This is a genomic window from Streptomyces coerulescens (genome assembly GCF_042657965.1).
GTDB classification, from domain to species: Bacteria; Actinomycetota; Actinomycetes; order Streptomycetales; family Streptomycetaceae; genus Streptomyces; species Streptomyces coerulescens.
In genome coordinates, this window is record NZ_JBHSKM010000004.1 from 286219 (window position 1) to 312962 (window position 26744).

Genomic DNA, 26744 nt, shown 5'->3' on the forward strand with positions numbered 1-26744 from the left:
GGAGGTCGGCGAACGACCATGCACGTCACGCATCTGTCGCTGGCCGACTTCCGCTCGTACGCCAGGGTCGAGGTCCCGCTCGATGCGGGCGTCACCGCCTTCGTCGGTCCCAACGGCCAGGGCAAGACGAACCTCGTGGAGGCCGTCGGCTATCTCGCCACCCTCGGCAGCCACCGTGTCGCCTCCGACGCGCCCCTGGTGCGCATGGGTGCCGACCGGGCGGTCATCCGGGCGCAGGTGCGGCAGGGGGACCGGCAGCAGCTGGTCGAGCTGGAGCTGAACCCGGGCAAGGCCAACCGCGCCAGGATCAACAGGTCCTCGCAGGTCAGGCCACGTGATGTGCTCGGCATCGTCCGTACCGTGCTGTTCGCGCCGGAGGATCTCGCGCTGGTCAAGGGCGACCCCGGCGAGCGGCGACGCTTCCTCGACGAGCTGATCACCGCCCGCTCGCCGCGCATGGCGGGCGTGCGCTCCGACTACGAGCGGGTCCTCAAGCAGCGCAACACCCTTCTGAAGTCGGCCGCGCTGGCCCGCAGGCACGGCGGCCGCTCGATGGATCTGTCGACCCTCGACGTCTGGGACCAGCACCTCGCGCGTGCCGGCGCCGAGCTGCTAGCCCAGCGCCTGGACCTGATCGCGACGATCCAACCGCTGGCCGACAAGGCGTACGAGCAGCTGGCCCCCGGCGGCGGCCCGGTCGCGCTGGACTACAAGCCGTCGGCTCCCGGTGAGGCGCACACGCGCGAGGATCTCTTCGAGCAGCTGATGGCGGCGCTCGCCGAGGCCCGTAAGCAGGAGATCGAGCGGGGCGTCACGCTCGTAGGGCCTCATCGGGACGATTTGCTTCTCAAACTCGGTCAGTTGCCCGCCAAGGGCTACGCCTCGCACGGCGAGTCCTGGTCGTATGCGCTGGCGCTGCGCCTGGCGTCGTACGACCTGCTCAGGGCCGAGGGCAACGAGCCGGTGCTGGTCCTCGACGACGTGTTCGCCGAGCTGGACGCCAGGCGGCGTGAGCGGCTGGCGGAGCTGGTCGCGCCCGGCGAGCAGGTCCTGGTGACGGCCGCGGTCGACGACGATGTGCCGCCCGTTCTGGCGGGGGCGCGGTACACGGTGGCTGAGGGGACGGTGGAGCGCGTATGAGCGAGAACCCGTCCGGGAATCCGTCCGAGAGCGTCCCTGACGGCCCTGGAGCTCCCAAGCAGGCTCCGGAGCCTTCCGGCGTCGACCTCGCGCGTGTGGCGCTGAGGGCAGCCAAGGAGCAGGCACGCGCGCGTGGGGACGCGGCGCAGCAGAGGAAGCAGGCGCGGCGCGGGGGCGGCCTGCGCTCCGGTGCGCGGGCCGACGGACGCGACCCTCTGGCGCTCGGCGCCGCCATTAACCGCTTGATCACCGAGCGGGGCTGGGAGACCCCGGCCGCGGTGGGCGGTGTGATGGGCCGCTGGCCGCAGATCGTCGGCGACGACGTCGCCAAGCACTGTGTGCCGGAGAGGTACGACGAGGACGAGCGGGTCCTGGTCGTGCGCTGCGACTCGACGGCCTGGGCGACGAACCTGCGGCTGCTCGCCCCGACGCTGGTCGCCCGCCTCAACGAGGACCTCGGGCATGGCGCGGTCCGCCAGATCAAGGTGAACGGCCCCGGCGGCCCGGCCCGCCGTTACGGCCCGCTGCGCGCCCCCGGCAGCACGGGTCCCGGCGACACATACGGGTGAGTGCACTGGCCGGCGGCGTCCGATCGGCCTGCGGAACCCCCGTAACAGCAGCCTCTACAGCCCCGTCGGGCACAGGTGACCGACATCACATCAGTAGCCGGCGCCGGTTACGGAACGACGTCTGTGACCTCGTCCTCGTACGACCGCACGCGGTTGCGAATCGCGACCTGACTCCTAAGTAGCAAAGGGTTGACGGCCGGAAGCGCTGAGTGGCTCTGTGAGCCTCTTGGAGCCCCCATCCGCATATCGGGAGTCGGAAGAGGCGGGTTCAGGGCGGCACATGCGGACTCAGGTACCGGCAAACCCCCATCACTGTCGGCGCTACCGGTAGACTGGAGCGCAATCCCGCCCCACTCGTGGGGACCGTCCGGGAAAAGCTGAGCAACGCTGATCAAGGCTTACCAACGCAACATGCCGCAGCCGCTCCGGCAACCCGCCGACGAGCCCGGCTCGTGCTGTGCCAGAAAGGGCGCTTCGTGGCCGATTCCGGCAACCCCAACGAGAACATCCCGTCCACCGAGGCCGCGGCCCCAGGCGCCGAGGCCTCCGTCACGGCGTCCTACGACGCGAGTGCCATCACCGTCCTCGAGGGTCTGGACGCGGTTCGCAAGCGACCCGGTATGTACATCGGTTCGACCGGCGAGCGCGGTCTGCACCATCTCGTCTACGAGGTGGTGGACAACTCCGTCGACGAGGCGCTGGCCGGTCACGCGGACACGATCGAGGTCACGATCCTCGCCGACGGTGGCGTGCGCGTCGTCGACAACGGCCGTGGCATCCCGGTGGGCATCGTCCCCTCCGAGAACAAGCCGGCGCTCGAGGTCGTGCTGACCGTGCTGCACGCGGGCGGCAAGTTCGGCGGCGGCGGCTACGCGGTCTCCGGTGGTCTGCACGGCGTGGGCGTGTCCGTCGTGAACGCGCTGTCCTCGAAGGTCGCCGTCGAGGTCAGGACCGACGGCCACCGCTGGACGCAGGACTACAAGATGGGCGTCCCCACGGCTCCGCTGGCTCAGCACGAGGCCACCGAGGAGACGGGCACGTCGGTCACCTTCTGGGCCGACGCCGACATCTTCGAGACCACCGACTACTCCTTCGAGACGCTCTCGCGGCGCTTCCAGGAGATGGCGTTCCTCAACAAGGGTTTGACGATCAAACTCACTGATGAGCGCGAGTCGGCGAAGGCCACCTCCGGTGCGGACGAGGCCGGTGCGGACGAGAAGGCCGAGGTCAAGGCCGTCACGTACCACTACGAGGGCGGCATCGTCGACTTCGTGAAGTACCTCAACTCCCGCAAGGGCGATGTGGTGCACCCGTCGGTGATCGACCTCGAGGCCGAGGACAAGGACAAGGCCCTCTCCCTCGAAGTCGCCATGCAGTGGAACAGCGGTTACAGCGAGGGCGTGTACTCCTTCGCCAACATCATCCACACGCATGAGGGCGGTACGCACGAAGAGGGCTTCCGCGCGGCCCTGACCAACCTGATCAACAAGTACGCGCGCGACAAGAAGCTGCTGCGCGAGAAGGACGACAACCTCACGGGTGACGACATCCGCGAGGGCCTGACGGCGATCATCTCGGTGAAGCTGAGCGAGCCGCAGTTCGAGGGCCAGACGAAGACCAAGCTGGGCAACACGGAGGCGAAGACCTTTGTGCAGAAGGCGGTCTACGAGCACCTCAACGACTGGCTGGACCGCAACCCGAACGAGGCCGCGGACATCGTCCGCAAGGGCATCCAGGCGGCCACCGCGCGCGTGGCGGCCCGCAAGGCCCGCGACCTGACCCGTCGCAAGGGACTGCTGGAGAGCGCCTCGCTGCCGGGCAAGCTCTCCGACTGTCAGTCGAACGACCCCACCAAGTGCGAGATCTTCATCGTCGAGGGTGACTCCGCCGGCGGCTCGGCCAAGTCCGGCCGCAACCCGCAGTACCAGGCGATCCTCCCGATCCGGGGCAAGATCCTCAACGTCGAGAAGGCGCGGATCGACAAGATCCTGCAGAACCAGGAGATCCAGGCGCTGATCTCGGCCTTCGGCACGGGTGTGCACGAGGACTTCGACATCGAGAAGCTCCGCTATCACAAGATCATCCTGATGGCGGACGCCGACGTCGACGGCCAGCACATCAACACCCTGCTGCTGACCTTCCTGTTCCGCTTCATGCGGCCGCTGGTCGAGGCCGGGCACGTGTTCCTGTCCCGTCCCCCGCTCTACAAGATCAAGTGGGGCCGGGACGAGGTCGAGTACGCCTACTCCGACCGTGAGCGCGACGCCCTCCTGGAGATGGGCCGTCAGCGCGGCAAGCGCGTCCGCGAGGACTCGATCCAGCGCTTCAAGGGTCTCGGCGAGATGAACGCCGAGGAACTGCGTGTGACGACCATGGACCAGGAGCACCGCGTCCTCGGCCAGGTCACCCTCGACGACGCCGCCCAGGCCGACGACCTGTTCTCGGTCCTCATGGGCGAGGACGTCGAGGCCCGCCGCCAGTTCATCCAGCGCAATGCCAAGGACGTCCGCTTCCTCGACATCTGAGTCGGTCTCAGCTGACCGCACCAGGAAGGACTTTCACCAGCAATGACCGACGAGAACACTCCCGTCACGCCTGACGAGGGACAGATCCTGCGTGTCGAGCCCGTCGGGCTCGAGACGGAGATGCAGCGCTCGTACCTCGACTACGCGATGTCCGTCATCGTCTCCCGCGCGCTGCCGGACGTCCGCGACGGCCTCAAGCCCGTCCACCGCCGCGTCCTGTACGCCATGTACGACGGCGGCTACCGCCCCGAGCGCGGCTTCTACAAGTGCGCCCGTGTCGTCGGCGACGTCATGGGCAACTACCACCCCCACGGCGACTCCTCGATCTACGACGCCCTGGTCCGTCTCGCCCAGCCGTGGTCGATGCGCATGCCGCTCGTCGACTCCAACGGCAACTTCGGCTCTCCGGGCAACGACCCGGCGGCGGCCATGCGCTACACCGAGTGCAAGATGGCGCCGCTGTCGATGGAGATGGTCCGTGACATCGACGAGGAGACCGTCGACTTCACGGACAACTACGACGGCCGCTCGCAGGAGCCGACCGTCCTGCCGTCCCGCTTCCCGAACCTGCTGATCAACGGCTCCGCCGGTATCGCGGTCGGCATGGCGACCAACATCCCGCCGCACAACCTGCGCGAGGTCGCGGCCGGCGCCCAGTGGTGCCTGGAGAACCCGGAGGCCTCGCACGAGGAGCTCCTGGACGCCCTCATCGAGCGCATCAAGGGCCCCGATTTCCCGACGGGCGCCCTTGTGGTGGGCCGTAAGGGCATCGAGGAGGCGTACCGCACCGGCCGCGGCTCCATCACCATGCGCGCGGTCGTCGAGGTCGAGGAGATCCAGAACCGCCAGTGCCTGGTGGTCACGGAGCTGCCGTACCAGGTAAACCCGGACAACCTCGCGCAGAAGATCGCCGACCTGGTGAAGGACGGCAAGATCGGCGGTATCGCCGACGTCCGTGACGAGACGTCGTCCCGCACGGGCCAGCGGCTGGTCATCGTGCTCAAGAGGGACGCGGTCGCCAAGGTCGTACTCAACAACCTCTACAAGCACACGGACCTGCAGACGAACTTCGGCGCCAACATGCTGGCGCTGGTCGACGGCGTCCCGCGCACGCTCTCCCTGGACGCGTTCATCCGCCACTGGGTGACGCACCAGATCGAGGTCGTCGTCCGCCGTACGCGCTTCAGGCTGCGCAAGGCCGAGGAGCGCGCGCACATCCTGCGCGGCCTGCTGAAGGCCCTGGACGCCATCGACGAGGTCATCGCGCTGATCCGGGCCAGCGACACGGTCGAGATCGCGCGTACGGGCCTGATGGAGCTCCTGGAGATCGACGAGATCCAGGCGAACGCCATCCTCGAGATGCAGCTGCGCCGACTGGCCGCCCTGGAGCGCCGGAAGATCATCCAGGAGCACGACGAGCTCCAGGCGAAGATCACCGAGTACAACGAGATCCTCGCCTCGCCGGTCCGCCAGCGCGGCATCGTCAGCGAGGAGCTGGCGGCGATCGTCGAGAAGTACGGCGACGACCGCAAGACCATGCTGGTGCCCTACGACGGCGACATGTCCATCGAGGACCTCATCGCCGAAGAGGACATCGTCGTCACCGTCTCGCGCGGCGGCTACGTCAAGCGCACCAAGACGGACGACTACCGGGCGCAGAAGCGCGGCGGCAAGGGGGTACGCGGCACGAAGCTGAAGGAAGACGACATCGTCGACCACTTCTTCGTCTCGACCACCCACCACTGGCTGCTGTTCTTCACCAACAAGGGCCGGGTGTACCGGGCGAAGGCGTACGAGCTTCCGGACGCCGGCCGGGACGCGCGCGGGCAGCACGTGGCGAACCTGCTGGCCTTCCAGCCGGACGAGGCGATCGCCGAGATCCTCGCGATCCGCGACTACGAGGCGGCTCCCTACCTCGTGCTCGCCACCAAGGCCGGTCTGGTGAAGAAGACGCCTCTGAAGGATTACGATTCGCCGCGCTCCGGCGGTGTCATCGCGATCAACCTCCGTGAGATGGAGGACGGATCCGATGACGAACTGATCGGCGCCGAGCTCGTGTCGCCCGACGACGATCTTCTTCTGATCAGCAAGAAGGCGCAGTCGATCAGGTTCACCGCTACGGACGAGTCGCTGCGCCCCATGGGCCGCGCCACCTCGGGCGTCAAGGGCATGAGCTTCCGCGAGGGAGACGAGCTGCTCTCGATGAATGTTGTTCGACCCGGTACGTTCGTGTTCACTGCCACCGACGGCGGGTACGCGAAGCGGACCGCGGTCGACGAGTACCGCGTCCAGGGTCGCGGCGGCCTCGGTATCAAGGCCGCCAAGATCGTCGAGGACCGCGGCTCCCTCGTCGGCGCGCTGGTGGTCGAGGAGACCGATGAGATCCTCGCCATCACGCTGGGCGGCGGTGTGATTCGTACGCGAGTCAACGAGATCAGGGAGACGGGCCGTGACACCATGGGCGTCCAACTGATCAACCTGGGCAAGCGCGATGCCGTCGTGGGTATCGCACGCAACGCCGAGGCGGGACGCGAGGCGGAGGAAGTCGACGGCGACGTGGTCGTCGACGAGACCGCCGAGGGAGCCGCCACGACCATCGGCACGGACGAGGACGCACCCTCGGCCGAGTAGCACGAGGAGAGAGTCATCGTGAGCGGAGCCACGGGCGCCGGATCGTCCGGTACCTCGACCGGTTCTACGGCCGGTACGGAGACGGGCGGCGGCCGTGGCTCCGCCGCGCCTGCGACGGACACGCACACCACCCAGCTGAAAGCGATCAAGTCGCCGGCGAAAGGGTCTCCCTCGCCCGACGCACCCGGATCCCAGGGGGGAACCGTGACGGACACCCGAGGCCCGCAGGCCCAGCAGTACGCGGCCGGGGCGCCGGGCGCCCAGCCGCAGCCCCAGCCCGCGGGCGCGCACCAGGCGGCCCCGGGCTCGCCGCTTCCCGGGGAACGGCAGCCGCAGCAGGCCGCCGGGCCCTACCACCCGCCGCAGGCGTACCAGACGGGCGCTCCGGCGGGCGCGGTGCGTCGGCCCCGCACGGGGGCGCGTACGACGCCGCGCACCCGTAAGGCGCGCCTGCGGGTGGCCAAGGCCGACCCGTGGTCGGTGATGAAGGTCAGCTTCCTGCTCTCCATCGCGCTGGGCCTCTGCACGATCGTGGCGTCCGCGGTGCTGTGGATGGTCATGGACGCCATGGGTGTCTTCTCGACGGTCGGCGGCACGATCTCCGAGGCGACCGGCTCGAACGAGTCGAACGGCTTCGACCTCCAGTCGTTCCTGTCGCTGCCGCACGTGCTGATGTTCACGTCGATCATCGCGGTCATCGACGTCGTCCTGGCGACGGCGCTGGCGACGCTCGGCGCGTTCATCTACAACCTCTCCGCCGGCTTCGTGGGCGGCGTCGAGCTGACGCTCGCCGAGGACGAGTGACCTGGCGCTGAACCGCCGCTGACGGTCCTCCGACAACCGATTTTGGGACTGCCCCGGTCGTGCGCTAATCTTCAGGAGTCAGCGCGCGGGATACACCGCAGAGCGCGGCGGGGCTATAGCTCAGTTGGTTAGAGCGCATCCCTGATAAGGATGAGGCCACAGGTTCAAATCCTGTTAGCCCCACAGCGAGAAACCCCCAGTCGATACGGCTGGGGGTTTTCGCATGTCCGATTGTCAGTGCCGGATGAGAGCCTTTCGACATGATCGTCGAACGGGCATACGCGCATGTCGCCGAGGACGAGCGGGGGGAGGGCGACGGCTGGCCGTGGTCGGTGCCGTGTGTGCGGCAGCTCCTGGAGGACGGTCTGAGATTCACCGCGCCCGTCACGTTCCTGGTGGGGGAGAACGGCTCGGGGAAGTCGACCCTCGTCGAGGCGCTGGCGGAGGGCTTCGGCCTGGACTCCTGGGGCGGATCCGCGGGCTACAAGTACGCGACCTGGCGGGAGCCGTCGGCCCTGGGCGGGCGGATGAAGTTCGAGGCGACAGCAGCCGGTCGTCGTATGTTGCGTGGGCCTCGGACGCGCCGCAGAGGATTCTTCCTGCGGGCGGAGACGGCGCTCGACGCGCTGGACCGGGAGCAGAAGTCGGGAAGGCTGTCCGGCGCCGCGGACGAGATGAGCCACGGCGAGGGCTTTCTGATGGCCTTCCGCGAGCGGTTTCAGGAGCCTGGGCTGTACGTCCTGGACGAGCCGGAGGCTGCGCTGTCCTTCGCTTCTTGTCTTCAACTCGTGGGTCTGCTGCACGAACTGGGGCGTTCCGGCGCACAGATCATCTGCGCGACGCACTCACCCGTGCTGACGGCGCTTCCGGGCGCCGAGATCATCGAGGTGGGTGACCACGGAATGCGTCCCGCCGGTTGGCGGGATCTGGAACTCGTCGATCATTGGCGGCGGTACCTCGACGACCCGTGGACCTATCTCCGGCACATCGTCGATACGCGATGAGTCGGGGACGAGCAGGGGCGAAGCAGTTCGCCTGGGTGTTGCTGTGGAGCAGGTTCAGGAACAGCACTTGGAACAGGTGTGGCAACAGGCTTTGAGGCAGAGGGTCACAGCTCGGGTCGAGCCGGGGTTCAGCGCTGGTGCGGGACCAGTGGTTGCGCCGGTTCCGCGGAGTGGGCGCATTCCCGGGTGGTCGAGCCCGTGGTGGCCGCTTCCGTCTCGGTGAGCGGGCGGTGGCGGCAGCTGGGGGTCTTGCCGTGTGCCTCGGCTCGGATGCGCTGCTTCATCGTGGGGGGCAGTGCTCTGGCGTAGGACCAGGCCCATTGGGGCATCGCCGGCACCGGCAGCTCGGCGCTGCGGTTGTTGTCGTCGCCGTTGCTCCGGCGGCTGGTCTCGGTGTGCGGCACGGCCGCCGCGGCGGTGTTGGTGACGAATCCGAGCGCCGTGCACAGCGCGAGGAAGGCGGTGACGATGGCGGTCCACAGGTTCATGACCTTGTTCCTGGTCATGGCCCCTCACTTTCGGGTTGGGCGATTTGCGTACTTTCCCAATGATGTGTATGGGGGCTGAGAAGTCATGGACCGACGCCCGTGGCGCGTCGATCTTCAGATGAACAGCACTCGAATGGATGCATGGCATTCGATGAGTGAGCGAAGATGGAGGAAAGGGGCCAAAGGTCACCGTCCGTCGGGGTGTGATCACCCTCCGATCGGAGCGGCGGCATCCGCTTCTACTGGGGTGCGGCGACGGGCAGTTGAGCCCGGACTCAGGTCACCGATTGATATCGACCGGTGTGTATAGTCGGGCGCCAGAGGTCCCCTACGTCAAGGAAAGACGAGGTCGCGCGGTGAAGAAGCTTCTCCTGGTCGCACTGGCCGCCATCGGCGGGCTCCTCGTGTACCGCCAGATCCAGGCGGATCGCGCCGAGCAGGATCTGTGGACGGAGGCGACTGACTCCGTGCCCACAGGTTCGTGAGTCACGACATCGGATCGCACACACACCCCGGTCGCCCACGCGGCCGGGGTTTTGTGTACCCACCGGGGCGTACGGCGCCGCCGCCTCGAGTCGCGCCGCCGCTTCGAGTTGCGCGGGCGGACCGGAGGCCGTAGAGCCGGGCTTTTCGGACGGCCGTACGGATTGTGGGGGTGACGCGCGGCCGGGCTGGGCAGGATGGGCGAGTCCAAGGTCCGGTTGTGGTGACGAGGGGTGGCGCGTGATGAGGCGGCGTACGGCGTGGTGGCGTCCCGCGAGGAAGTGGCGCGGTTCTACGCCGGTACGCGCGCGTGCGGCCATCGTGGCGGCGCTGCTGCTGTGCGCGACGGCCGCCCTGCCCAACGGGCCCGCCCTCGCCGCCGGAACACCTGATCCGTACGTCTTCGCGCCGGACGCCCGCCCCGTCACCGGAGGCGCGAGCACCGCGGACGCCGCACCTCTCGCCCCGGGCACGACCTACAAGAGCTCCCTGCCCGGCGACGGGGAGATCCACTATCGCCTCGACCTCGACGACACCTCGGACGCGTATGTCGCCGTGACCGCCGTCCCCGCCTCCGGCAGCACGCTCTACGCGGGCGACGGCATCGAGGTGACCGTACGGGACGCCACAGGCCACTCCTGCTCCCAGGACACCGAGACCTTCGGCGTCGCCCACAGCCCCCGCCCGATCGCGGTATGGGGCACGCGCGACATCTCGGCCGCCCGGACCCGCTGCGAGACCGCGGGCGCCTACGACGTGATCGTCGAGCGCGTCTCCACGGCGGAGTCCGCGCCGGACACCTGGGCCCTGGAACTCTTCGCCGTCACCGAACCGCCCTTGAAGCAGGCCGGCGAGACCAGCGCCCCCGAGACCTGGGACTCCGCCACACCCGACCCCCTCACCGGCGAGGGCGAGCGCCGCAAGGGCGGCTCCGGCTTCGCCTCGGCGGTACCGGTCGGCGAGGGCGCGTGGACCTCCGACATCGAGCCCGGGCGGACCCTCTTCTACAAGGTGCCGCTCGACTGGGGTCGCCAGCTGCACGCCACCGCCGAACTGGGCGCCTCGAAGAGCCGTGACGGCTACGCGGTCGGGGCCCTGAACCTCGCCCTCTACAACCCCGCACGTGGATTCGTCGACGACGCCGGCGCCAACTACGACGGCAGCGAGAAGTCCGCCGAACTCGACCCCCTGCCGCCGGTCGCCTACGAGAACCGGTACGCCCGCACGTCCCGGCTCAGCGCCATGCGGTTCGCGGGCTCCTACTACCTCGTGGTGCATCTGTCGGTGGTGGTGGCCGAGAGGTACGGCGACGGGCCGTTCGAGCTGACGCTGCGCGTGCGGGAGGAACATTCGGCCGAGGCCGGGCCCGGTTATGCGGGGGAGTCCGAGCCGAGGGACGTGTTCCAGGTCTCGGAGAGCGACCGGGAGGCGGCTGCGGCCGGCGGAGTCGGGGGCGGGGCCGGAGGCGGCGGGGATGCCGCGCTGACCGTGCTCGCGGTCAGCGGCCTCGGGGCCGGGACCTTGGTGCTGGTGGTGTTGGGGGTGTGGATGGTGGTGGCCCGGCGGAGGGTCGGGGCCTTGTAGGCGGCGGGCTTCGGGATCAGGCGGCGGGCTTTGGGGTCAGGCGGCGGGCTTTGGGGTCAGGCGGCGGGCTTTGGGGTCAGGCGAGGGCTTGGGGTCAGGCGGCGTGCTTTGCGATCAGGCGGGCGGCTTGGAGTCAGGCGGGAGGGCTTTGGGGTCCTCTGGGCCAGGGCACCCGCCATCCGGTTCTCAGAGCTGGGCCAGGGCCCAGAAACCCACGGCGTAACAGGCCAGCGCCAGCAGCAGGAGTGGCACTGCCACCTTGGCGGGCGGGCCGGGGCGGCGGGCGGGGCCGCGGTCCGCTCGGCGGACGGCTCGGTGACCGCCGCGACGGCGTGGCTGCGGAACTGGGGGAGCCGAAGGTGGAACCTGCGGGCTCTGAGCGGTGTACGAAGCAGTAGAGGCATCGACGCGCTGGTGCTGGGGCGGCGTCGTCGGAGGCTGATGCGGGTACTGCGGCGTGTGTGGTTGGGGGGAGGACAGGACGTGAGTGGTGTCGTAGGGGGAGCTGGTGACCGGGGGAATGCCGGTCTGGGGGTTCTGGGTCGGGGGATTGCCGGTCTGCTGGTCGTGGCGGTGGTCGGCCGGGTGATGCTGGGCGCCCTGGTGGCTGGTGCCGCCTCTGCGTACTTCGCCGTGTGCAACCGGTCCCTGCGTCGGGACCTGCGGCTGCGGCTGCGGCTGCGGCTGGGGCTGCGGCTGGGGCTGCGACTGGGGCTGGAAAGGTGCCTGTGCCGCGTACGGCTGTCGCGAGGGCGTTTGTTCCTGCGGGGAGGAGCCTGTGGGCTGCGGGAGCGGCAGATGGAAGCTGCCGGTGTCCGACATGTTGACGGAGCCGCTGCTGTCGCCCGCCTGTGGGGAGGCGGAGGGCTCGCGCGGTGTCTGCCCAGCCGGCAGGTGACCCGGATCGCCGGAAACGGAGCCGGAGCCGGTTCCGGTGCCGGATGCGTCCCGCCCGTTGTCGGCCGTGCCTCGCCCGGTGCCGGCTGCCCCGAGCCCGGTGCCGGCGGCCCCGAACCCGGTGCCGCTCGGTACGGAGCCGATGCTCCTCGGGTCAGGTCCGACACCGTTCACCGAGCCCGACGTCCCGACCGAACGCTCGCCGGCCTGGAACTGGCCGGAGCCGGTCCGCTCCCCTTCGATCCCCGGCGCCCGCTTGAGCGGACCCTCCGGCGCGAACCCCGATGGCAGCGGCCCGAGTTGGTCGAAGATCTCGATGATCTCGTCGTCGGGTCCGGGCTCCGGCAGGAGCTCGACGGCCGCGGCGAGGGCCTTGCGCGCACCCGTCGCCGTGCGGAACCGCGCGTGCGGATCCGGTTGCAGCAGAGAGGCCACCACCTGCCACAGCGGTTCCGGAATGCCCTTGGGCGCACCCGGCGTCCCGTGCGTGGTGAAGTACTGGACGAGCGCCTTGGCGTCCGGCTTGGCCCCCTCCAGCAGATACAGCGCGACCAGCCCTACGGCGAACAGGTCGGCGGGGAAGTCCGGCTCCGCGCCCATGAGTTGCTCGGGTGCGAGGTAACCGGGCGTTCCCACCACGAGGTTGGTCTCGGTCAGGCGGGGCTCGCCGAGCCGCATGGCGATTCCGAAGTCGGAGAGCCTGAGCCTTGGGCGACCCGTGCCGGTGGCTTCGAGGAGCAGGTTGGCGGGCTTGATATCGCGGTGGACGACACCTTCCGAGTGCACCGCGGTCAGCCCCGCGAGGAGCTGGTCGAGAAGGGTGCAGACAAACGAGGGCGGCAAGGGGCCGTAGTCCCCGATGAGATGGACCAACGAGCCGCCGGCGACCAGGTCCATGGTGAACAGGACCTTGTCGTCGTCGGCGGCCCAGCTGGCGGGCGCGAGCACATGGGGGTGATCGATCCGCAGTGCCTGTTCGCGGACGAAGCGCAGCAGCGAGTGCGCGTCGCTCTGCTGCAGCACCTTGGCGGCCACATAGCGTCGGCGGCGGTGGTCGAAGGCGCGCCAGACGGCGCCGACGCCACCGCGTCCGATCGGGTCGACCAGTTCGTAGCGCCCGGCGAAGACCTCACCCATGGCTGTGCGTCGCTCCTCCCCCTCCGGTTACCCCCCTTGCTTCCCCCACGACGAGCGATACGACTCCCCCTCGCTGACCGTCCTTCGCGGACTCCCCCGCACGACCCCCGTCGTGCCCGCTCAGGACGCACACCGTCGGCCCGGCTGCCGAACCCCCTCGGCGACCGGGCCAGGGGGTCAGTTCTGGTGGGACTGGTAGTGCGCGACCGCGTCGGAGGTGCGGCCGGCGCCGTACACCCGGAGGAACTCTGCCAGTTCCGGGTGGGTGGGGGCGAGGGTCTCCGCGGCCTCGATGATGTCGCCCGCGGCGGCCACCGAGCGCAGCAGCGACTGAATCTCGCGCACGACCCGCTTGACCGTCGGCGCGCCCGAACTGTTCGTCGTCTGTGTGGTGTTGCTGAGCACCGAGCCCCCCTGCGACTTCTTGATCTCCTCCATGCGTTCGGTGGCCTCGGCCGCACTCACGCTGCCGTCCGCGACCTGCCCCGCCAGGTCCTGCAGCAGCTGCACCCGCTGGACCACGGCGGGATTGCCGATCTTTGCCCGCTGTCCGCTCATCAGCTGCGACAGCATCGGTGCGGACAGTCCCAGTACCCCCGCGAGACGAGCCTGGTTGAGACCAAGATCGTCGATGAGCTTACGGAAGAGCGTCCCCAGCGGCTCCCCGTACCAGTTCCGCTGCAGATCCCGCGCTCTTGCGGTGGCTTCCTGCTGTGCGGCGTCCATTGCGTCTCCCCATCGCTTCCCCAGAACCGCGGTTCGCTGTCGCGAACCACGCCGAGCATCTTACGGAGAGTGGTCGTTTACCGGGACCCCCAATCCTTTTGCGGGATCCGGGGGGCGACCGGGTACTCTGGTCTGGGCGCCCGCCGGTATGGGTTTTCCTCCGGCCGGACGTCTCTTTTTGAGGGGCCTTAGCTCAGTTGGTAGAGCGCTGTCTTTGCATGGCAGATGTCAGGGGTTCGACTCCCCTAGGCTCCACTCGCATACACCCCTCTGACCTGCGGAGACGCGGTCGGAGGGGTGTTTTTTGTCCTGATCGGCGGACGAGGGCCGCGGCCCGCAACGCAACACCTCGCACGCGATCAGCTCGCACACGATCAGTCCGAGTGGAGCAGGTCATTGCTCCGCGTCCCGGACCAGGAGCGCGATCTGGACCCGGTTGTGGACCGCGAGCTTGGCGAAGAGGCTGCTGGTGTGGGCTTTGACGGTGGCGATGCCGATGTTGAGCCGCCGGGCGATGTCCGGGTTGTCCAGGCCGTCCGCGATGGCTTGGGCGGTTTCGAGTTCTCGTCCGGTCAGTGCGGACAGCTTCCTGCGTGCGGCATCACGGGACGAGTCGCGGGAGTGCGGGGACTGCGGTGCGGTGGCCGCGGCGATCACCCGTGCTGTGGCCGCCGGAGAGAGCACGGGGTTGCCTTCCGCGACGGTCCGCACCGCGTCGAGGATCTGCGGCGGCTGGGTGTCCTTGAGGACGAACCCGAGTGCCCCGGCGCGCAGTGCGCCGAGCACCAGGTCGTCGGAGTCGAAGGTCGTCAGCATGAGCACCCGTGGCGGCATCGGCCGGGCGAGGAGTTCACGGGTCGTGCTGAGGCCGTCACGGCCGGGCATCCTCACGTCCATCAGTACGACGTCCGGGCGCTGCTCGTCCACCACGGTGAGCGCGGCGTCCCCGTCGGCCGCCTCCGCGACGACGGTCAGGTCCGGTTCGCCGTCGATGACGAGCCGCAGTGCCATCCGCACCAGTTGTTCGTCGTCGACGATGACGACGCGCACCGGCTCCCGTTGGCTGTCCACTTATGGTCTCTTCTCGCTGTGGTGGTGGTTCGGCCAGGGCAGTTGTGCGGTGAGGAGGTATCCGTTCTCGGGTGTGGGGCCGTGGTCGAGGTGCCCGTCGGCGAGGGCGACGCGTTCGGTGAGGCCGAGCAGGCCGAATCCCGATGCGGGTGGCGGTGCGCTTCTCGTGGTGGCCGTGGTGGCTGTGTTGGCCCGGGAATTGTGGACGTCGACCCGCAGTATGTCGCCCGCTGTTCCTTCGAGGGTGATGTGGACGCGCGCGCCTGGGGCGTGTTTTGCGGCGTTGGTGAGTCCTTCTTGCACGATCCGGTAGCAAGTGCGCCCGAGAGTGTCGGACGGATGTCCCGTCATGGTGGTGGCGAGCGTGACGTCCAGCCCCGATGAGCGGGCGTCGGCGACCAGTTCGGGGATGCGGTCGAGGGTGGGTTGTGGTGGTTCCGGCCGGTCCGGATCGGCTCGGAGCACGCCGAGGACGTCTCGTAGTTCTTCCAGTGCCTGGTGGGAACCGTCGGCGATGCCGCGGATCAGCATGCGGCGCTCCTCGGCCGCCAGGTCGCCGCGGTGGTCGAGGACTCCGGCCTGCATGGCGACCAGGGAGATCCGGTGCGCGAGCACGTCGTGCATCTCACGGGCGATCCGGTTGCGTTCCAGGGCCCGTTCCTGCGCCGCGAGGGCGCTCTTCTCGCGTTCCGCGCTCTGTGCCCGGGCCCGCAGGGACCGTACCTCCGCGCGCCGTGCGCCGATGGCCGTACCCACGGCCACCGCGATGCCCGCGGTCAGTGCCGGGAACATCAGCTGCAGCCACCACGAGGGCGCCGGACCCTGGATCGGGTAGAGCCCGCCGCTGAACTGCGACCCGGTCACGTAGGCCAGCACGACGGCCCCGATCTCCACCGGACGGCGACGGGTGGAGATCGAGACGAGCGCCAGAAGTACCGCACCCGTGGCGGCTGTTGAGGCGGTCGAGGCGATCGCGACCGTCATGGCGATGGCGAGCGGGAACCGCCGCCGCCACGCGAGCGCGGTCAGGCAGCCGAGAGCCACCAGCGGATCAGCGATGAAGAACCAGGAGCCCGGCTCGACCCCCTGCCCCCGCAGCAGCACACCGGTGGAGAACCAGACCGGTACGCCCGCGGCCGCGGCCGCCGCCAGCCGCCAGGTCTGCTGCCATCCGTCGTGGCGTGGCGCGACGTCCGTGTTCACCCGGTCATTATCGCGAGGCCCTGGGCCCGGCGGGTCGGTCCAGAGGCTGATGCGTCTTCGACCGGAGTCGAATGTCCGCCTCGACCTCGGTCGGCTGTCCGCCTCTACCGCGGTCGAAGACGGTTCGGACCACTGGGCTGATGTGCCAAGTGGGCCGACGGAACAGTGTTGTTCACGTGCCGGAACCACCTGGGCGAGACGAAGCCGGACACAGGACTCGGACACGAAGCCGGGCACGGGACGGAGGCTTGCACACACCCGGCAGGCAATGGCCCTCGTGCGCCCCCTTGGAGAGGACATCGGATGCATCGGATGCGCAGGAAGACCTTGGCCCTCGCCCTCACCGCCACCGCGGTCGCGGTCGCCGCGAGCGCGACCGGCGTGGTGGCGAGGGCGACGACTCCGGAGACGGTGACAGCTGTCCCGGACTCCCTGCGGTGGGGCCCGTGCCCACAGAAGGATGCGTCACAGAAAGACGCGTCGCAGAAAGATCCGGCACAGGAGGATCCGGCACAGGAGGATCCGGTGCAGAAAGCCGACCCGCCCCGTCTTGAGTGCGCGACGCTCCACGTCCCGCTGGACTACCGCAGCCCCGAGGGCCGGCAGATCGACATCGCGGTCTCCCGCCTGGCGAGCAAGGACCCGTCGAAGCGCCGCGGTGTGCTGCTGACCAACCCGGGCGGCCCCGGCGGCTCGGGACTCGACTACCCGGCGCTCCTGGCCGCCGCGAGGATACCGAAGGACGTCCTCGACTCCTACGACGTGATCGGCTTCGACCCGCGTGGCGTCGGCCGCAGCACGCCGGTCACCTGCGACCTGACACCGCGGCAGCAGGAACGCGGCAACTTCCCGCCGTACGCGCACACCGCGGCCGATGTCGCCCGCGAGGCGAACAACGCGCGGACCATCGCCCGGCAGTGCGCCACCTCGAAGACGGCGTGGATGCTGCCGCACACCACCACCGCGAACACCGCGCGCGACATGGACCGGATCAGGGCGGCGCTGGGCGAGCCGAGGGTCTCCTATTTCGGCTCCTCCTACGGCAGCTACCTCGGCGCGGTGTACACGACGATGTTCCCCGAGCGCAGCGACCGGATCGTGCTCGACAGCAACATGGGCCCAGGCGGCTACGACGTCACGGATTTCCGGTTGCTCGGCCGCGGAATGGAGGACCGGTTCCCGGACTTCGCGGCGTTCGCGGCGGCGCACCCCGAGTACGGTCTGGGCAGCACGCCGAAGCAGGTGAGGGCCAAGTTCTTCGAACTCGCCGAGCGCCTCGACGCCGAACCGGTTGCCGGCATCGACGGGACGCTGTTTCGCGGGCTGACGTTCGACCGCCTCTACGTCGAGGGCCTCATGCCCACGCTGGCCGAGAACTGGCAGGCGCTCGACAAGGGCAGGCCCGTGCCGCCTCCACCACCGGTCCCGGAGAACCTCCTTGCCAGTCACCTCCACGTGATCTGCGGTGACTCGCGTTGGCCCACGAAGGTCCGGGACTACCAGCGCAATGCCGCCGTCGACCGGTTGAGGTACCCGATGCTGGGCGGGATCACCGGAAGCATCAAACCGTGCGCGTACTGGCCGGACGAGCGGGTCGAGCCGCCGGTGCACATCGGTGACCGGGGCCCGTCGAACGTGCTCATGGTGCAGAACGAACGTGACCCGGGGACGCCGCTGGCCGGCGCGAGGAAGCTGCGGCAGGCATTCGGCGAGCGGGCCAGGATGGTCACCGCCGACCAGGGCGGGCACGGCGTCTACCCGTTCGGCGGCAACACCTGCGCGAACGACACGGTGACGGCGTTCCTGACCACCGGACAGCGCCCGGCCGAGGACCTGGCCTGCGCGGCCGAGCCGAGCAAGTAGCCGGGGCCCAGCCATGATCGACGGACAGTGTTCCTGGGCGCGCCGCACCCAGGAACACCTCAGCGGGCGGCCGCCAGGTCGAGGGCGATGTCGACGATCATGTCTTCCTGGCCGCCGATCAGGCGGCGTCGGCCGCATTCCGTCAGGATGTCGCGGACGTCGACGTCGTAGCGTCGCGCGGCGGTCTCCGCGTGGCGCAGGAAGCTGGAGTAGACGCCGGCGTAGCCGAGTGTGAGGGTCTCGCGGTCGACGCGGACCGGGCGGTCCTGCAGGGGGCGGACGATGTCGTCGGCGGCGTCCTGGAGTTTGAACAGGTCGCAGTTGTGCTGGAAGCCGGACAGGTTCGCGACGGCGACGAAGGCCTCGATGGGGCAGTTGCCGGCGCCCGCGCCGTGTCCGGCGAGCGAGGCATCGACGCGGTAGACGCCGTTGTCGACCGCGACCACGGAGTTGGCGACGGAGAGCGAGAGGTTCTCGTGGGCGTGGATGCCGATCTCCGTGGCCGGGTCGAGGACGTCACGGTAGGCGCGGACCCGGGCGGCGACGTCGTTCATCGTCAGCCGGCCGCCGGAGTCGGTGACGTAGACGCACCGGGCGCCGTAGGACTCCATCAACTTGGCCTGCCGGGCGAGCTGTTCGGGCCCGGCCATGTGGGAGAGCATCAGGAAGCCGGAGACGTCCATGCCCAGCTCGCGGGCGGCGGCGATGTGCTGCGCGGAGATGTCGGCCTCCGTGCAGTGGGTGGCCACCCGCACCGAGCGGACGCCGAGGTCGTAGGCGTGCTTCAGTTCGTGGACGGTGCCCACACCCGGCAGCAGCAGGGTGGTGAGGCGGGCGTTGGTCAGGACGGACGCGGCCGCCTCGATCCACTCCCAGTCGGTGTTCGATCCGGGGCCGTAGTTGAGCGAGCCGCCGGCGAGGCCGTCGCCGTGCGCGACCTCGATCGCGTCGACGCCGGCCTCCTCCAGAGCCACCACGATGCGCTTGACGTCGTCGGGTGTGATGCGGTGCTGGACGGCGTGCATTCCATCGCGGAGGGTGACGTCCTGGACGAAGATCGGGGTGCTCACTTCGCGGTCTCCTTCGAGGCGGCGATCTTCTCGGCCATCTGCACCGCGGCCGAGGTCATGATGTCGAGGTTCCCGGCGTACGCCGGGAGGTACATGCCCGCGCCCTCGACCTTGAGGAAGACCGACACCTGGTGCGTCGGCCGTGCGGTGGCGCCGTCCGCCAGGAGCGTCCCGACCGGCTGGAGCGCCGGGATCGGGGTGATCTGGACGTCCTGGACCATCCGGTAGCCCGGGACGTACGCCGAGACCTCGGCGACCATCTTGCGGACCGACTCGGTGATCTGCGCCTTCGCCGTCTCACCGTCCTCGCCCTCGGGCAGGGTGACCAGCGCGAAGACCGTGTCACGCATCATCAGCGGCGGCTCGGCCGGGTTGAGGATGATGATCGCCTTGCCCCGCCGGGCGCCCCCGACCCGCACGATCGCCGAGGAGGTCGTCTCGGTGAACTCGTCGATGTTGGCCCGGGTGCCGGGACCGGCCGACCTGGCGGCGATCGAGGCGACGATCTCCGCGTACGCCACCGGGACGACCCGGCTGATCGCGGCCACGACCGGGATCGTGGCCTGGCCGCCACAGGTGACCATGTTGACGTTGGGCGCGTCGAGGTGCTCTTCGAGGTTGACCGCCGGGACGACGTACGGGCCGATCGCGGCCGGCGTCAGGTCGATCATGCGGATGCCGAGCGGACGCAGCTTCTCGTCGTTGTATGTGTGCGCTCCGGCCGAAGTGGCGTCGAAGACGATGCCGATCTCGTCGATCCGCGGCGACTTCAGCAGCCCGTCCACGCCCTCGGCGGTGGTCTCGAACCCGAGGCGGGCGGCGCGGGCCAGACCGTCGGAGGCCGGGTCGATCCCGACCATGACGCCCATCTCCAGGTGCTGCGCGGTGCGCATGATCTTGATCATCAGGTCGGTGCCGATATTGCCCGACCCGATGACGGCGACCTTGGTCTTGCTCATCGTCGCTCCTTGGCGGAGAAGGTGACGGACACCGTGCCGAGGCCGGCGACGGTGGCGTGGACGGCGGCGCCCGGCGTCACCGGACGCATCGGGCCGAGGGCGCCGGAGAGGACGACCTGGCCCGCGCGGAGCGGTTCGCCCAGGTCGCGGGCCTGGCGGGCGAGCCACACGACGGCGGCCACCGGGTCACCGAGGCAGGCGGCGCCGCTGCCGGTGGAGACGGTCTCGCCGTCGACGGTCATGGCCATCTCGGCCGCGACGGGGTCGAACCCGGTGAGCGGGACGCGCCGCGCGCCAAGGACGTAGCCGCCGGCCGAGGCGTTGTCGGCGACCGTGTCACCGAAGCTGATGTCCCAGTCGGCCACCCGGCTGCCGCAGATCTCGATCGCGGCGACGGCGTGGTCGATGGCCCCGCGCACCTGGGCGTCGTCGAGCACTCCCTCGGCCAGGTCGGCCCCGAGCACGAAAGCGATCTCGGCCTCGACCCGCGGCTGGAGGACCGCGTCGGCCGGTACGACGGAGCCGTCGGCGTACTCCATGTCGTCGAAGAGGAACCCGAAGTCGGGCTGGTCCACGCCGAGCTGCCGCTGTACGGCCGCGGAGGTCAGGCCGATCTTCCGGCCGACGACCGTGGCACCGGCCGCGATCCGCTCGGCGGCGAGCCGCTGCTGCACGGCGTACGCGGCGTTGACGTCGTCGCGGCCGATCAGGTCGCGCACGGGGGCGGCGGGGAGGCCGGTGGCGGCGGCCCGACGGAGCCGGGCCGCCGCGGCGGCGATGCTGTCGATGCCGACAGCGGGGTGGTTGCGGGGCATGTCATCCAATCTGCGGGAAGGGGTGCGGCGAGCTCGAAGGCGGCGTTCCACTCAGCGGTACGCTCTTTTCCATGGACGACAGCGACACCGTCCTGGGCAAGGCATTGGCGATCCTGCGGGCGTTCGGTCCGGCCGACTCCGTGCTGCCGCTCGCCGAGCTGGTGCGGCGTACCGGTCTGGCGAAGGGCACCGCCCATCGCATCGCCGGGGACCTGGTCCACCATCGGCTGCTCGACCGGACCGACCACGGCTACCGGCTCTCCGGTGGTCTCTTCGAGCTCGGTCTGCGTGCCGCCGCCGAACGCACCCTGCTGGAGCTGGCGATGCCGTTTCTGCAGGATCTGTACGAACGCACCCACGAAACGGTGCACCTCGGAGTCCGCGAGGGCCATGAGGTGGTCTACGTCGCCAAGATCGGCGGGCACCGCCAGGCCAAGGCGCCCTCCCGCACCGGCGGTCGGATGCCGCTGCACTGCACGGCGATCGGCAAGGTCCTGCTGGCCCACGCCGACGAGGACGAGCGGGTCGCCGTTCTCACCGCCCCGCTGGAGCGCCGTACCCCGCACACCGTGATCGCCCCGGGCCTGTTGCGCCGGCAGCTGGTGAAGGCGGTCGAGACGGGCGTGGCCTACGAGCACGAGGAGTCGACACCGGGCCTGCTGTGCGTGGCAGCGCCGGTCCTCGCGCCCGACGGCCGGACGGCGGTCGCCGCCATCAGCGTGACCGGCCCGGCCGGACGCTTCCGTCCCGAGGCCCATGCGAACGCCGTACGCGCCGCGGCCACGGGCCTGGGCACCACCCTCGCCCGCCGACGCCCCTGAACACGTACGACCGCTCAGCCCACCGGCTCCTGGACGGCCGCCGAGGAGAGCGGGATCGGTGTGAACATCGCGGGCTCCTCGTCCGGCGTCAGCGCGGTCGGACTGTACACCCAGTCGGTGAAGGAGTAGTCGTAGGTGTCGCGCGCCCGCATGACCGCGTTGCGCCGCAGCCGCGCGGAACCGTCGAGGTGCCACAGCTCGCCCCAGGCGCGGGCCGTCGTCTGCACCCGCCGGCAGTGCTCCACACGGACCGCCTCGTACGCGGCCAGGGCGCCGTCCCAGTCCGGCTCGGCACCGGCCGGGGCGGCCGCGGCCAGCCGGGCGTAGTGCCCGGCGAGCACCCAGCCGTCCTCGATCGCCATGATCGCGCCCTGTGCCATGTACTGCAGCGGCGGGTGCGCGGCGTCGCCGAGCAGGGCGATCCGGCCGTGCACCCAGGTCTCGATCGGGTCGCGGTCGAACATCCGCCACCAGCGGTCCCGCCACATCAGCGGAATGCCCTTGCGGACGGTGTCGCAGGTGTCCTCGAAGGCCGCGTCGAGCTCGTCGGGGGTGCCCCAGTCCTCCCGGCCGGCCAGCGCCTTCGGCGATTCGAACACGGCGACCTGGTTGAACATGTCGCCGCCGCGCAGGGCGTACTGGACGAAGTGGCAGTGCGGGCCGATGTAGACGGTGACGTCCCTCTCCGCGATGCCGTTGTCCTTGACCTGCTGGATCGGGACGGCCGCGCGGTAGGCGACGTAGGAGGAGCTGACCACGTCGTCGCCGATCAACTGGCGGCGGGCCACGGAGTGCAGCCCGTCGGCCGCGACGACCAGCGGCGCGGACTCCACCCGGCCGTCCTCCAGCAGGACCCGGGCGCCGCCCTCGACGTTCTCGTAGCCGACGACGACCTGGTCGTTCAACAACTCGACACCGGCCCGCTCGCAGGCGCGCAGGAAGATGCCGTGCAGGTCGCTGCGGTGGATGACCATGTACGGGAAGCCGTAGCGGCGTTCGAGGTCGCCGAGGTCGAGCCGGGTCAGCTCCCGGGAGTCGAGCGCGTCCCGCATCACCATGTTCTCGGGGACGACGCCCAGCGACTTGGCCTCGTCCAGCAGGCCGTACTCGGCGAGGATGCGGGTGCAGTTGGGGGCGATCTGCAGGCCGGCGCCGACCTCGCCGTACTTCGGGGCCTGTTCCAGGACGCGTACCCGCAGACCGTGGCGGGACAGGGCGTAGGCGGTGCTGAGGCCTCCGATGCCGCCGCCGACCACCAGGACGTCGGGGGTGGGTTCAGGGTTCATGTGCGCTTCCTTGGGAGTGCGGGGCCGGCCCCGGATCAGAGCCAGGCGCCCAGCGTGGGGGCGGGTGAGCCGTCGGTGGCACGCAGGCCGGTGTCCCGTCCGGTGAGGTAGGCGGCGATGTCGTGCGGTTCGCCGGTGACCGGGACGGGCTCGCCGTCGCCCGGCAGCTTCCAGGTGGCGCCGATGGCCGCGGCCCGCAGGGTCACGGCCGGGCCGGGGGCCGCGGCGCGCTTGCCGGTGACGTCGTCGCACAGGGCGGCGAGGAAGTCGGCCGGCAGGTCGGCGAAGGAGACACCCCTCGCCAGGTCGACGGCGTGGACGCACACCTCACGGGAACGCATCCACGGCAGTTCGGTGGCGGGGACGGTCCGGCCCTGGGCGGTGACGACCTCGTGGCGCCACTGCTCCTCGGTGAGCCGGTCCATCCCTGCCTCAAGGCTGTCCGCCGAGCGGCGCAGCCACGCCGTCAGCCGGGCGGCCGGCAGCACACGGCCCCGCTCGATGCCGGCGGCGCGCTCGTCCGCGGAGGCGTACATCGGGGTGGCCTCGCCGGTGGCGGCCCAGTGGACGAGGTTCGACAGTGCCTCGGCGTTGGCGGCGACATGGGCGGCGACGTGGGCCCGCGTCCAGCCGGGCAGGGCGCTGGGCGCGGCGTAGCCGGTGTCGTCGAGTCCGGCGACGGCCTCGAAGGTCAGCTCGGAGCCGATCAGGGCCCAGCGGCGGGCGTCGGCGAAGGTGCGGGGGCCGCTGGTCATGCCGCGACGACCTTGTTGGTGCAGGCGCCCAGGCCGGTGATCTCGGTGACCACGCTCTGCCCGGGCAGCAGGAAGACCTTGGGGTCACGGGCGTTGCCGACGCCGGCCGGGGTGCCGGTGGCGATGATGTCGCCCGGGCGCAGGGTGATCACGGTGGAGATGTACCGCACGAGGAAGACCGGGTCGAACAGCAGCGTGCCGGTGTCGTCCTGCTGCATGACCTGGCCGTCGACGACGGTCCTGACCTTCAGGGCGGGGCGGACGCCGCCGACCTCGTCGGGGGTGACGACGTACGGGCCGACCGGGGTGGTCGCCTCCCAGATCTTGCCCTGGGTCCATTCGATGGTCCGGAACTGCCAGTCGCGCACCGAGATGTCGTTCATGACGGTGAAGCCGGCGATGGCTTCGGCGGCCTGCCGTTCGTCTGCGCGGCGCACCTGCTCGCCGATGACGACGGCCAGTTCGACCTCCCAGTCGAGGGCGTCGGTCTCGGCCGGTCTGACGATGTCGTCGCCCGCGCCCAGCAGGGTGTCGGCGAACTTGGGGAAGAGCGTCGGGTGGCTGGGCAGCTCCCGGCCCATCTCCTTGATGTGGTTCGTGTAGTTGTGGCCGACGCAGATGACCTTGGAGGGGTTCGGGACGACCGGTGCGAAGTGGGCGCCCTCGGCCGGGTAGGCGGTGCCGCGGGCGGCGGCGGCCTTGGCCTGCCAGTCGGCCTCGGCGAACAGTTCGCCCAGGTCGGCGTGGTCGAGGTCGATGTGGACGTCGCCGTCGAGGCGGACCGCCCGGGTGCCGTCGGCGGTGCGGATGGTGGCGAGCTTCATGGTCAGGCGTCCTTCTGGGTGCGGTTGAGCCCGAGCGCCTCGAAGACGGGCGCGTCGGAGAAGCGGAAGAGGTCCAGGGCGCCGGAGTCGGAGTCGCCCGCCCCGGCCTCGGAGCGGGCGGAGAACGCTTCCCAGGACGGGACGACGAACAGGTCGCCGCGGCTGACCGTGAAGGACCTCTCCCCGACGCTCACCACGCCGGACCCGTCGAAGACCTGGTAGACCGAGGATCCGGTCTCGCGCACGGGCGCGGTCTCGGCGCCGCGGGCGATGCGGTGGAACTCGGCGCGGATGGTCGGCAGCACGTCGCAGCCGTCGTGCGGGTTGGCGTAGCGCACCGCGGCGTGACCGGGCTCGACGGTGCCGCCGTAGCCCTCCCGCTCCAGCAGCAGCTGGTCGCGCAGGGCGGCGTCGGTGTACTCCCACTTGTAGGAGAGCAGCGGGCTGCCCGGGGTGCTCGGGGCGGCCGACAGCGGGCGCAGACCCGGGTGGGCCCACAGGCGCTCGGAACGCGAGCGTTCGGGGGTGATCCGTTCGGCGTCGGTGATCTCGTCGCGGCCGAACTCGAAGAACTGCGCCTCGGTGACGTACTGGAAGGGGATGTCCAGGCCGTCGATCCAGGCCATCGGCTCGCGGGTGGCGTTGTGGTGGGCGTGCCAGTTCCAGCCGGCCTGCGGGAGGAAGTCACCGCGGTTCATCGGCACCGGGTCGCCGCCGACGACCGTCCACACGCCCGAGCCCTCGACGACGAAGCGGAAGGCGTGCTGGGTGTGGCGGTGCTCGGGGGCGTCCTCACCGGGCATCAGGTACTGGACGGCCGCCCACAGCGTCGGGGTCGCGAACGGCCGGCCGCCGAGCGCGGGGTTGGCCAGCGCGATGGCACGGCGCTCGCCGCCACGGCCGACCGGGACGAGGCCGCCGGCCCGCGCGGCCAGCTCACGCAGCCGCTCCCAGCGCCACAGGTGCGCCGCGGCGCGTGAGCGCGGGTGGGCCGGCATCAGGTCGCCGATCTCGGTCCACAGCGGGACGAGCAGCTCGTTCTCGAAGCCCCGGTACAGCTCTTCGAGAGCAGGGGTGACCTCGGGCTGCCCCTGCGCGGCGACGGCCTGCAGCCGCACCGGAGAACCGGAGGCGATGTCGTGGGCGAAGGAGGAGTGCGTCACAAGCCTCAGCGTGCGCGGTTTCTCTCTGGAGAACAGAGATATTCTGGATAGCAGAACAATGAGAGAGGGGTGGCGGCAGCGACCGGCGTCGCCGACCCGCCACCGGGCGCCGGGGAGCACCACATGGACAAGCCGCTGAAGACACCGCCGCCCTACCCCATCGCCAGCGTGGACCACGCACTGCGGGCGGCGGCCATCCTGCAACTGGAGGGCGGCGCGAGCGTGTCGCAGATCGCCGAACGGCTGGGCGTCGCGAGATCGACCGCCCACCGGATCCTGGCGATGCTGGTCTACCGGGACTTCGCCGTGCGGGGGGAGGACCGCGTATACCGCGCCGGCCCGGTCCTGGAACTCGCCTCGCACTCCCAGTCCCTGGTCTCCCGGCTGCGGGCCGCGGCCCTCCCGCATCTGCACCGCGTCGTCGACCTGCTGGACGAGACCGCGAACCTGATAGTGCGCACCGGCGACACGGTGCGATTCATCGCCAGCGTCGAATGCCGGCAGGCCCTGCGGGTCGGCTCCCGCGAGGGCATGGTGTTCCCGGCCCACCGCACCACGGCGGGGCTGCTGCTGCTCGCCGACCTCCCCGACGAGGAACTGGACCAGGTGTACGACGCCGAGCGGTACCGCGAGCGCCCGGCCGACCGCCCCGATCCGGACCGGCTGCGGGCCGAACTACGGCGGCTGCGCAGCAACGGGTTCGCCGTCAACCGGGGGCGGTCCGAACGCGGTCTGACCGCCGTCGGCGTACCGGTGCGCGACCGGGACGGCACCGCACTGGCCGGCCTGTCCGTCTCCATGCCCAGCGTGCGCTACGACCCGCTGCGCCTGCGGTCCCTGGTCGCCACCCTGGACGCCGCGGCGCGTGCCCTGGAACAGGACCTCGCCGAGGAAAGCTCCTGACAGACGAACGGGCCCGTACGACA

At 70.3% G+C, this 26744-nt stretch carries 23 protein-coding genes and 2 tRNA genes; 13 read left to right on the plus strand and 12 right to left on the minus strand.

Features of this window, described 5'->3' with window-relative positions; all coding sequences use genetic code 11:
• Positions 1-18 precede the first annotated feature (18 nt).
• The 7 genes from recF to ACFPQ9_RS09735 all read left to right on the plus strand — a co-directional run bounded on the left by recF (position 19) and on the right by ACFPQ9_RS09735 (position 8673).
• Entirely contained in the window at positions 19-1140 is a 1122-nt protein-coding gene (gene recF, locus ACFPQ9_RS09705; RefSeq protein ID WP_380849793.1) for a DNA replication/repair protein RecF, read from the plus strand.
• Complete coding sequence (locus ACFPQ9_RS09710) at positions 1137-1709, plus strand: DciA family protein (protein WP_380849796.1); 573 nt, start codon at positions 1137-1139, stop codon at positions 1707-1709. Before recF ends, ACFPQ9_RS09710 begins: the two co-directional genes overlap by 4 nt.
• 452 nt (positions 1710-2161) lie before the next feature.
• On the plus strand, positions 2162-4234 hold the full coding sequence (gene gyrB / locus ACFPQ9_RS09715) for a DNA topoisomerase (ATP-hydrolyzing) subunit B (protein WP_380849799.1): 2073 nt from the start codon (positions 2162-2164) through the stop codon (positions 4232-4234).
• Positions 4235-4276: 42 nt separating this feature from the next.
• Positions 4277-6865, plus strand: a complete 2589-nt coding sequence (gyrA, locus tag ACFPQ9_RS09720) for a DNA gyrase subunit A (RefSeq protein ID WP_380849802.1) — start codon at positions 4277-4279, stop codon at positions 6863-6865.
• Positions 6866-6883: 18 nt separating this feature from the next.
• Complete coding sequence (locus ACFPQ9_RS09725; protein WP_380849805.1) at positions 6884-7669, plus strand: DUF3566 domain-containing protein; 786 nt, start codon at positions 6884-6886, stop codon at positions 7667-7669.
• Positions 7670-7778: 109 nt separating this feature from the next.
• Positions 7779-7852: transfer RNA gene (locus tag ACFPQ9_RS09730), tRNA-Ile, on the plus strand.
• A 77-nt stretch (positions 7853-7929) separates the two neighbouring features.
• On the plus strand, positions 7930-8673 hold the full coding sequence (locus ACFPQ9_RS09735) for an AAA family ATPase (protein ID WP_380849808.1): 744 nt from the start codon (positions 7930-7932) through the stop codon (positions 8671-8673).
• Positions 8674-8801: 128 nt separating this feature from the next.
• Here ACFPQ9_RS09735 and ACFPQ9_RS09740 read toward each other — a convergent pair whose 3' ends face one another.
• The gene (locus ACFPQ9_RS09740; protein ID WP_380849811.1) at positions 8802-9179 is read right to left on the minus strand and encodes a DUF6344 domain-containing protein; all 378 of its coding nucleotides are present in this window, start codon (positions 9177-9179) and stop codon (positions 8802-8804) included.
• A gap of 338 nt (positions 9180-9517) precedes the next feature.
• Between ACFPQ9_RS09740 and ACFPQ9_RS09745 the strand changes: the two genes are divergently transcribed.
• Both ACFPQ9_RS09745 and ACFPQ9_RS09750 read left to right on the plus strand, forming a co-directional pair.
• Positions 9518-9646, plus strand: a complete 129-nt coding sequence (locus ACFPQ9_RS09745; protein WP_003999697.1) for a DLW-39 family protein — start codon at positions 9518-9520, stop codon at positions 9644-9646.
• Between the two features lie 241 nt (positions 9647-9887).
• Complete coding sequence (locus ACFPQ9_RS09750; RefSeq protein ID WP_380849818.1) at positions 9888-11228, plus strand: hypothetical protein; 1341 nt, start codon at positions 9888-9890, stop codon at positions 11226-11228.
• Between the two features lie 186 nt (positions 11229-11414).
• Here ACFPQ9_RS09750 and ACFPQ9_RS09755 read toward each other — a convergent pair whose 3' ends face one another.
• A complete protein-coding gene (locus ACFPQ9_RS09755) occupies positions 11415-13262 on the minus strand; it encodes a serine/threonine-protein kinase (RefSeq protein ID WP_380849821.1) in 1848 nt (615 codons plus the stop codon).
• A 177-nt stretch (positions 13263-13439) separates the two neighbouring features.
• Positions 13440-13988: a helix-turn-helix domain-containing protein gene (locus ACFPQ9_RS09760; protein ID WP_380849824.1), complete on the minus strand. Its 549-nt coding sequence runs from the start codon at positions 13986-13988 to the stop codon at positions 13440-13442.
• A 182-nt stretch (positions 13989-14170) separates the two neighbouring features.
• Here ACFPQ9_RS09760 and ACFPQ9_RS09765 point away from each other — a divergent pair.
• Positions 14171-14243: transfer RNA gene (locus ACFPQ9_RS09765), tRNA-Ala, on the plus strand.
• Positions 14244-14381: 138 nt separating this feature from the next.
• Here ACFPQ9_RS09765 and ACFPQ9_RS09770 read toward each other — a convergent pair.
• Together ACFPQ9_RS09770 and ACFPQ9_RS09775 are read right to left on the minus strand one after the other, a co-directional pair.
• A complete protein-coding gene (locus ACFPQ9_RS09770; RefSeq protein ID WP_380849827.1) occupies positions 14382-15059 on the minus strand; it encodes a response regulator in 678 nt (225 codons plus the stop codon).
• Positions 15060-16262, minus strand: a complete 1203-nt coding sequence (locus tag ACFPQ9_RS09775; RefSeq protein ID WP_380849830.1) for a sensor histidine kinase — start codon at positions 16260-16262, stop codon at positions 15060-15062.
• Between the two features lie 303 nt (positions 16263-16565).
• Between ACFPQ9_RS09775 and ACFPQ9_RS09780 the strand changes: the two genes are divergently transcribed.
• A complete protein-coding gene (locus ACFPQ9_RS09780) occupies positions 16566-18125 on the plus strand; it encodes an alpha/beta hydrolase (RefSeq protein ID WP_380849833.1) in 1560 nt (519 codons plus the stop codon).
• A 59-nt stretch (positions 18126-18184) separates the two neighbouring features.
• Here ACFPQ9_RS09780 and dmpG read toward each other — a convergent pair whose 3' ends face one another.
• The 3 genes from dmpG to ACFPQ9_RS09795 are packed head-to-tail and all read right to left on the minus strand — an operon-like array spanning position 18185 to position 20969.
• The gene (dmpG, locus tag ACFPQ9_RS09785) at positions 18185-19195 is read right to left on the minus strand and encodes a 4-hydroxy-2-oxovalerate aldolase (protein ID WP_380849836.1); all 1011 of its coding nucleotides are present in this window, start codon (positions 19193-19195) and stop codon (positions 18185-18187) included.
• Entirely contained in the window at positions 19192-20154 is a 963-nt protein-coding gene (locus ACFPQ9_RS09790; RefSeq protein WP_380849839.1) for an acetaldehyde dehydrogenase (acetylating), read from the minus strand. The genes dmpG and ACFPQ9_RS09790 overlap by 4 nt, the downstream gene beginning before the upstream one ends.
• Entirely contained in the window at positions 20151-20969 is an 819-nt protein-coding gene (locus tag ACFPQ9_RS09795; RefSeq protein ID WP_380849842.1) for a 2-keto-4-pentenoate hydratase, read from the minus strand. The genes ACFPQ9_RS09790 and ACFPQ9_RS09795 overlap by 4 nt, the downstream gene beginning before the upstream one ends.
• A 71-nt stretch (positions 20970-21040) precedes the next feature.
• Between ACFPQ9_RS09795 and ACFPQ9_RS09800 the strand changes: the two genes are divergently transcribed.
• Complete coding sequence (locus tag ACFPQ9_RS09800) at positions 21041-21790, plus strand: IclR family transcriptional regulator (RefSeq protein WP_380849845.1); 750 nt, start codon at positions 21041-21043, stop codon at positions 21788-21790.
• A gap of 14 nt (positions 21791-21804) precedes the next feature.
• Here the strand turns inward: ACFPQ9_RS09800 and ACFPQ9_RS09805 are convergent, their stop codons facing one another.
• The 4 genes from ACFPQ9_RS09805 to ACFPQ9_RS09820 are packed head-to-tail and all read right to left on the minus strand — an operon-like array spanning position 21805 to position 25818.
• Entirely contained in the window at positions 21805-23076 is a 1272-nt protein-coding gene (locus tag ACFPQ9_RS09805; protein WP_380849848.1) for an FAD-dependent oxidoreductase, read from the minus strand.
• 35 nt (positions 23077-23111) lie between these two features.
• Entirely contained in the window at positions 23112-23831 is a 720-nt protein-coding gene (locus tag ACFPQ9_RS09810; RefSeq protein WP_380849851.1) for a maleylpyruvate isomerase family mycothiol-dependent enzyme, read from the minus strand.
• Entirely contained in the window at positions 23828-24655 is an 828-nt protein-coding gene (locus tag ACFPQ9_RS09815) for a fumarylacetoacetate hydrolase family protein (protein WP_380849854.1), read from the minus strand. The genes ACFPQ9_RS09810 and ACFPQ9_RS09815 overlap by 4 nt, the downstream gene beginning before the upstream one ends.
• A 2-nt stretch (positions 24656-24657) precedes the next feature.
• Positions 24658-25818 (minus strand): cupin domain-containing protein, encoded by a 1161-nt coding sequence (locus tag ACFPQ9_RS09820; RefSeq protein ID WP_380849857.1) that lies wholly within the window; start codon positions 25816-25818, stop codon positions 24658-24660.
• Positions 25819-25941: 123 nt separating this feature from the next.
• Between ACFPQ9_RS09820 and ACFPQ9_RS09825 the strand changes: the two genes are divergently transcribed.
• Entirely contained in the window at positions 25942-26721 is a 780-nt protein-coding gene (locus tag ACFPQ9_RS09825) for an IclR family transcriptional regulator (RefSeq protein ID WP_380850081.1), read from the plus strand.
• Positions 26722-26744 lie beyond the last annotated feature (23 nt).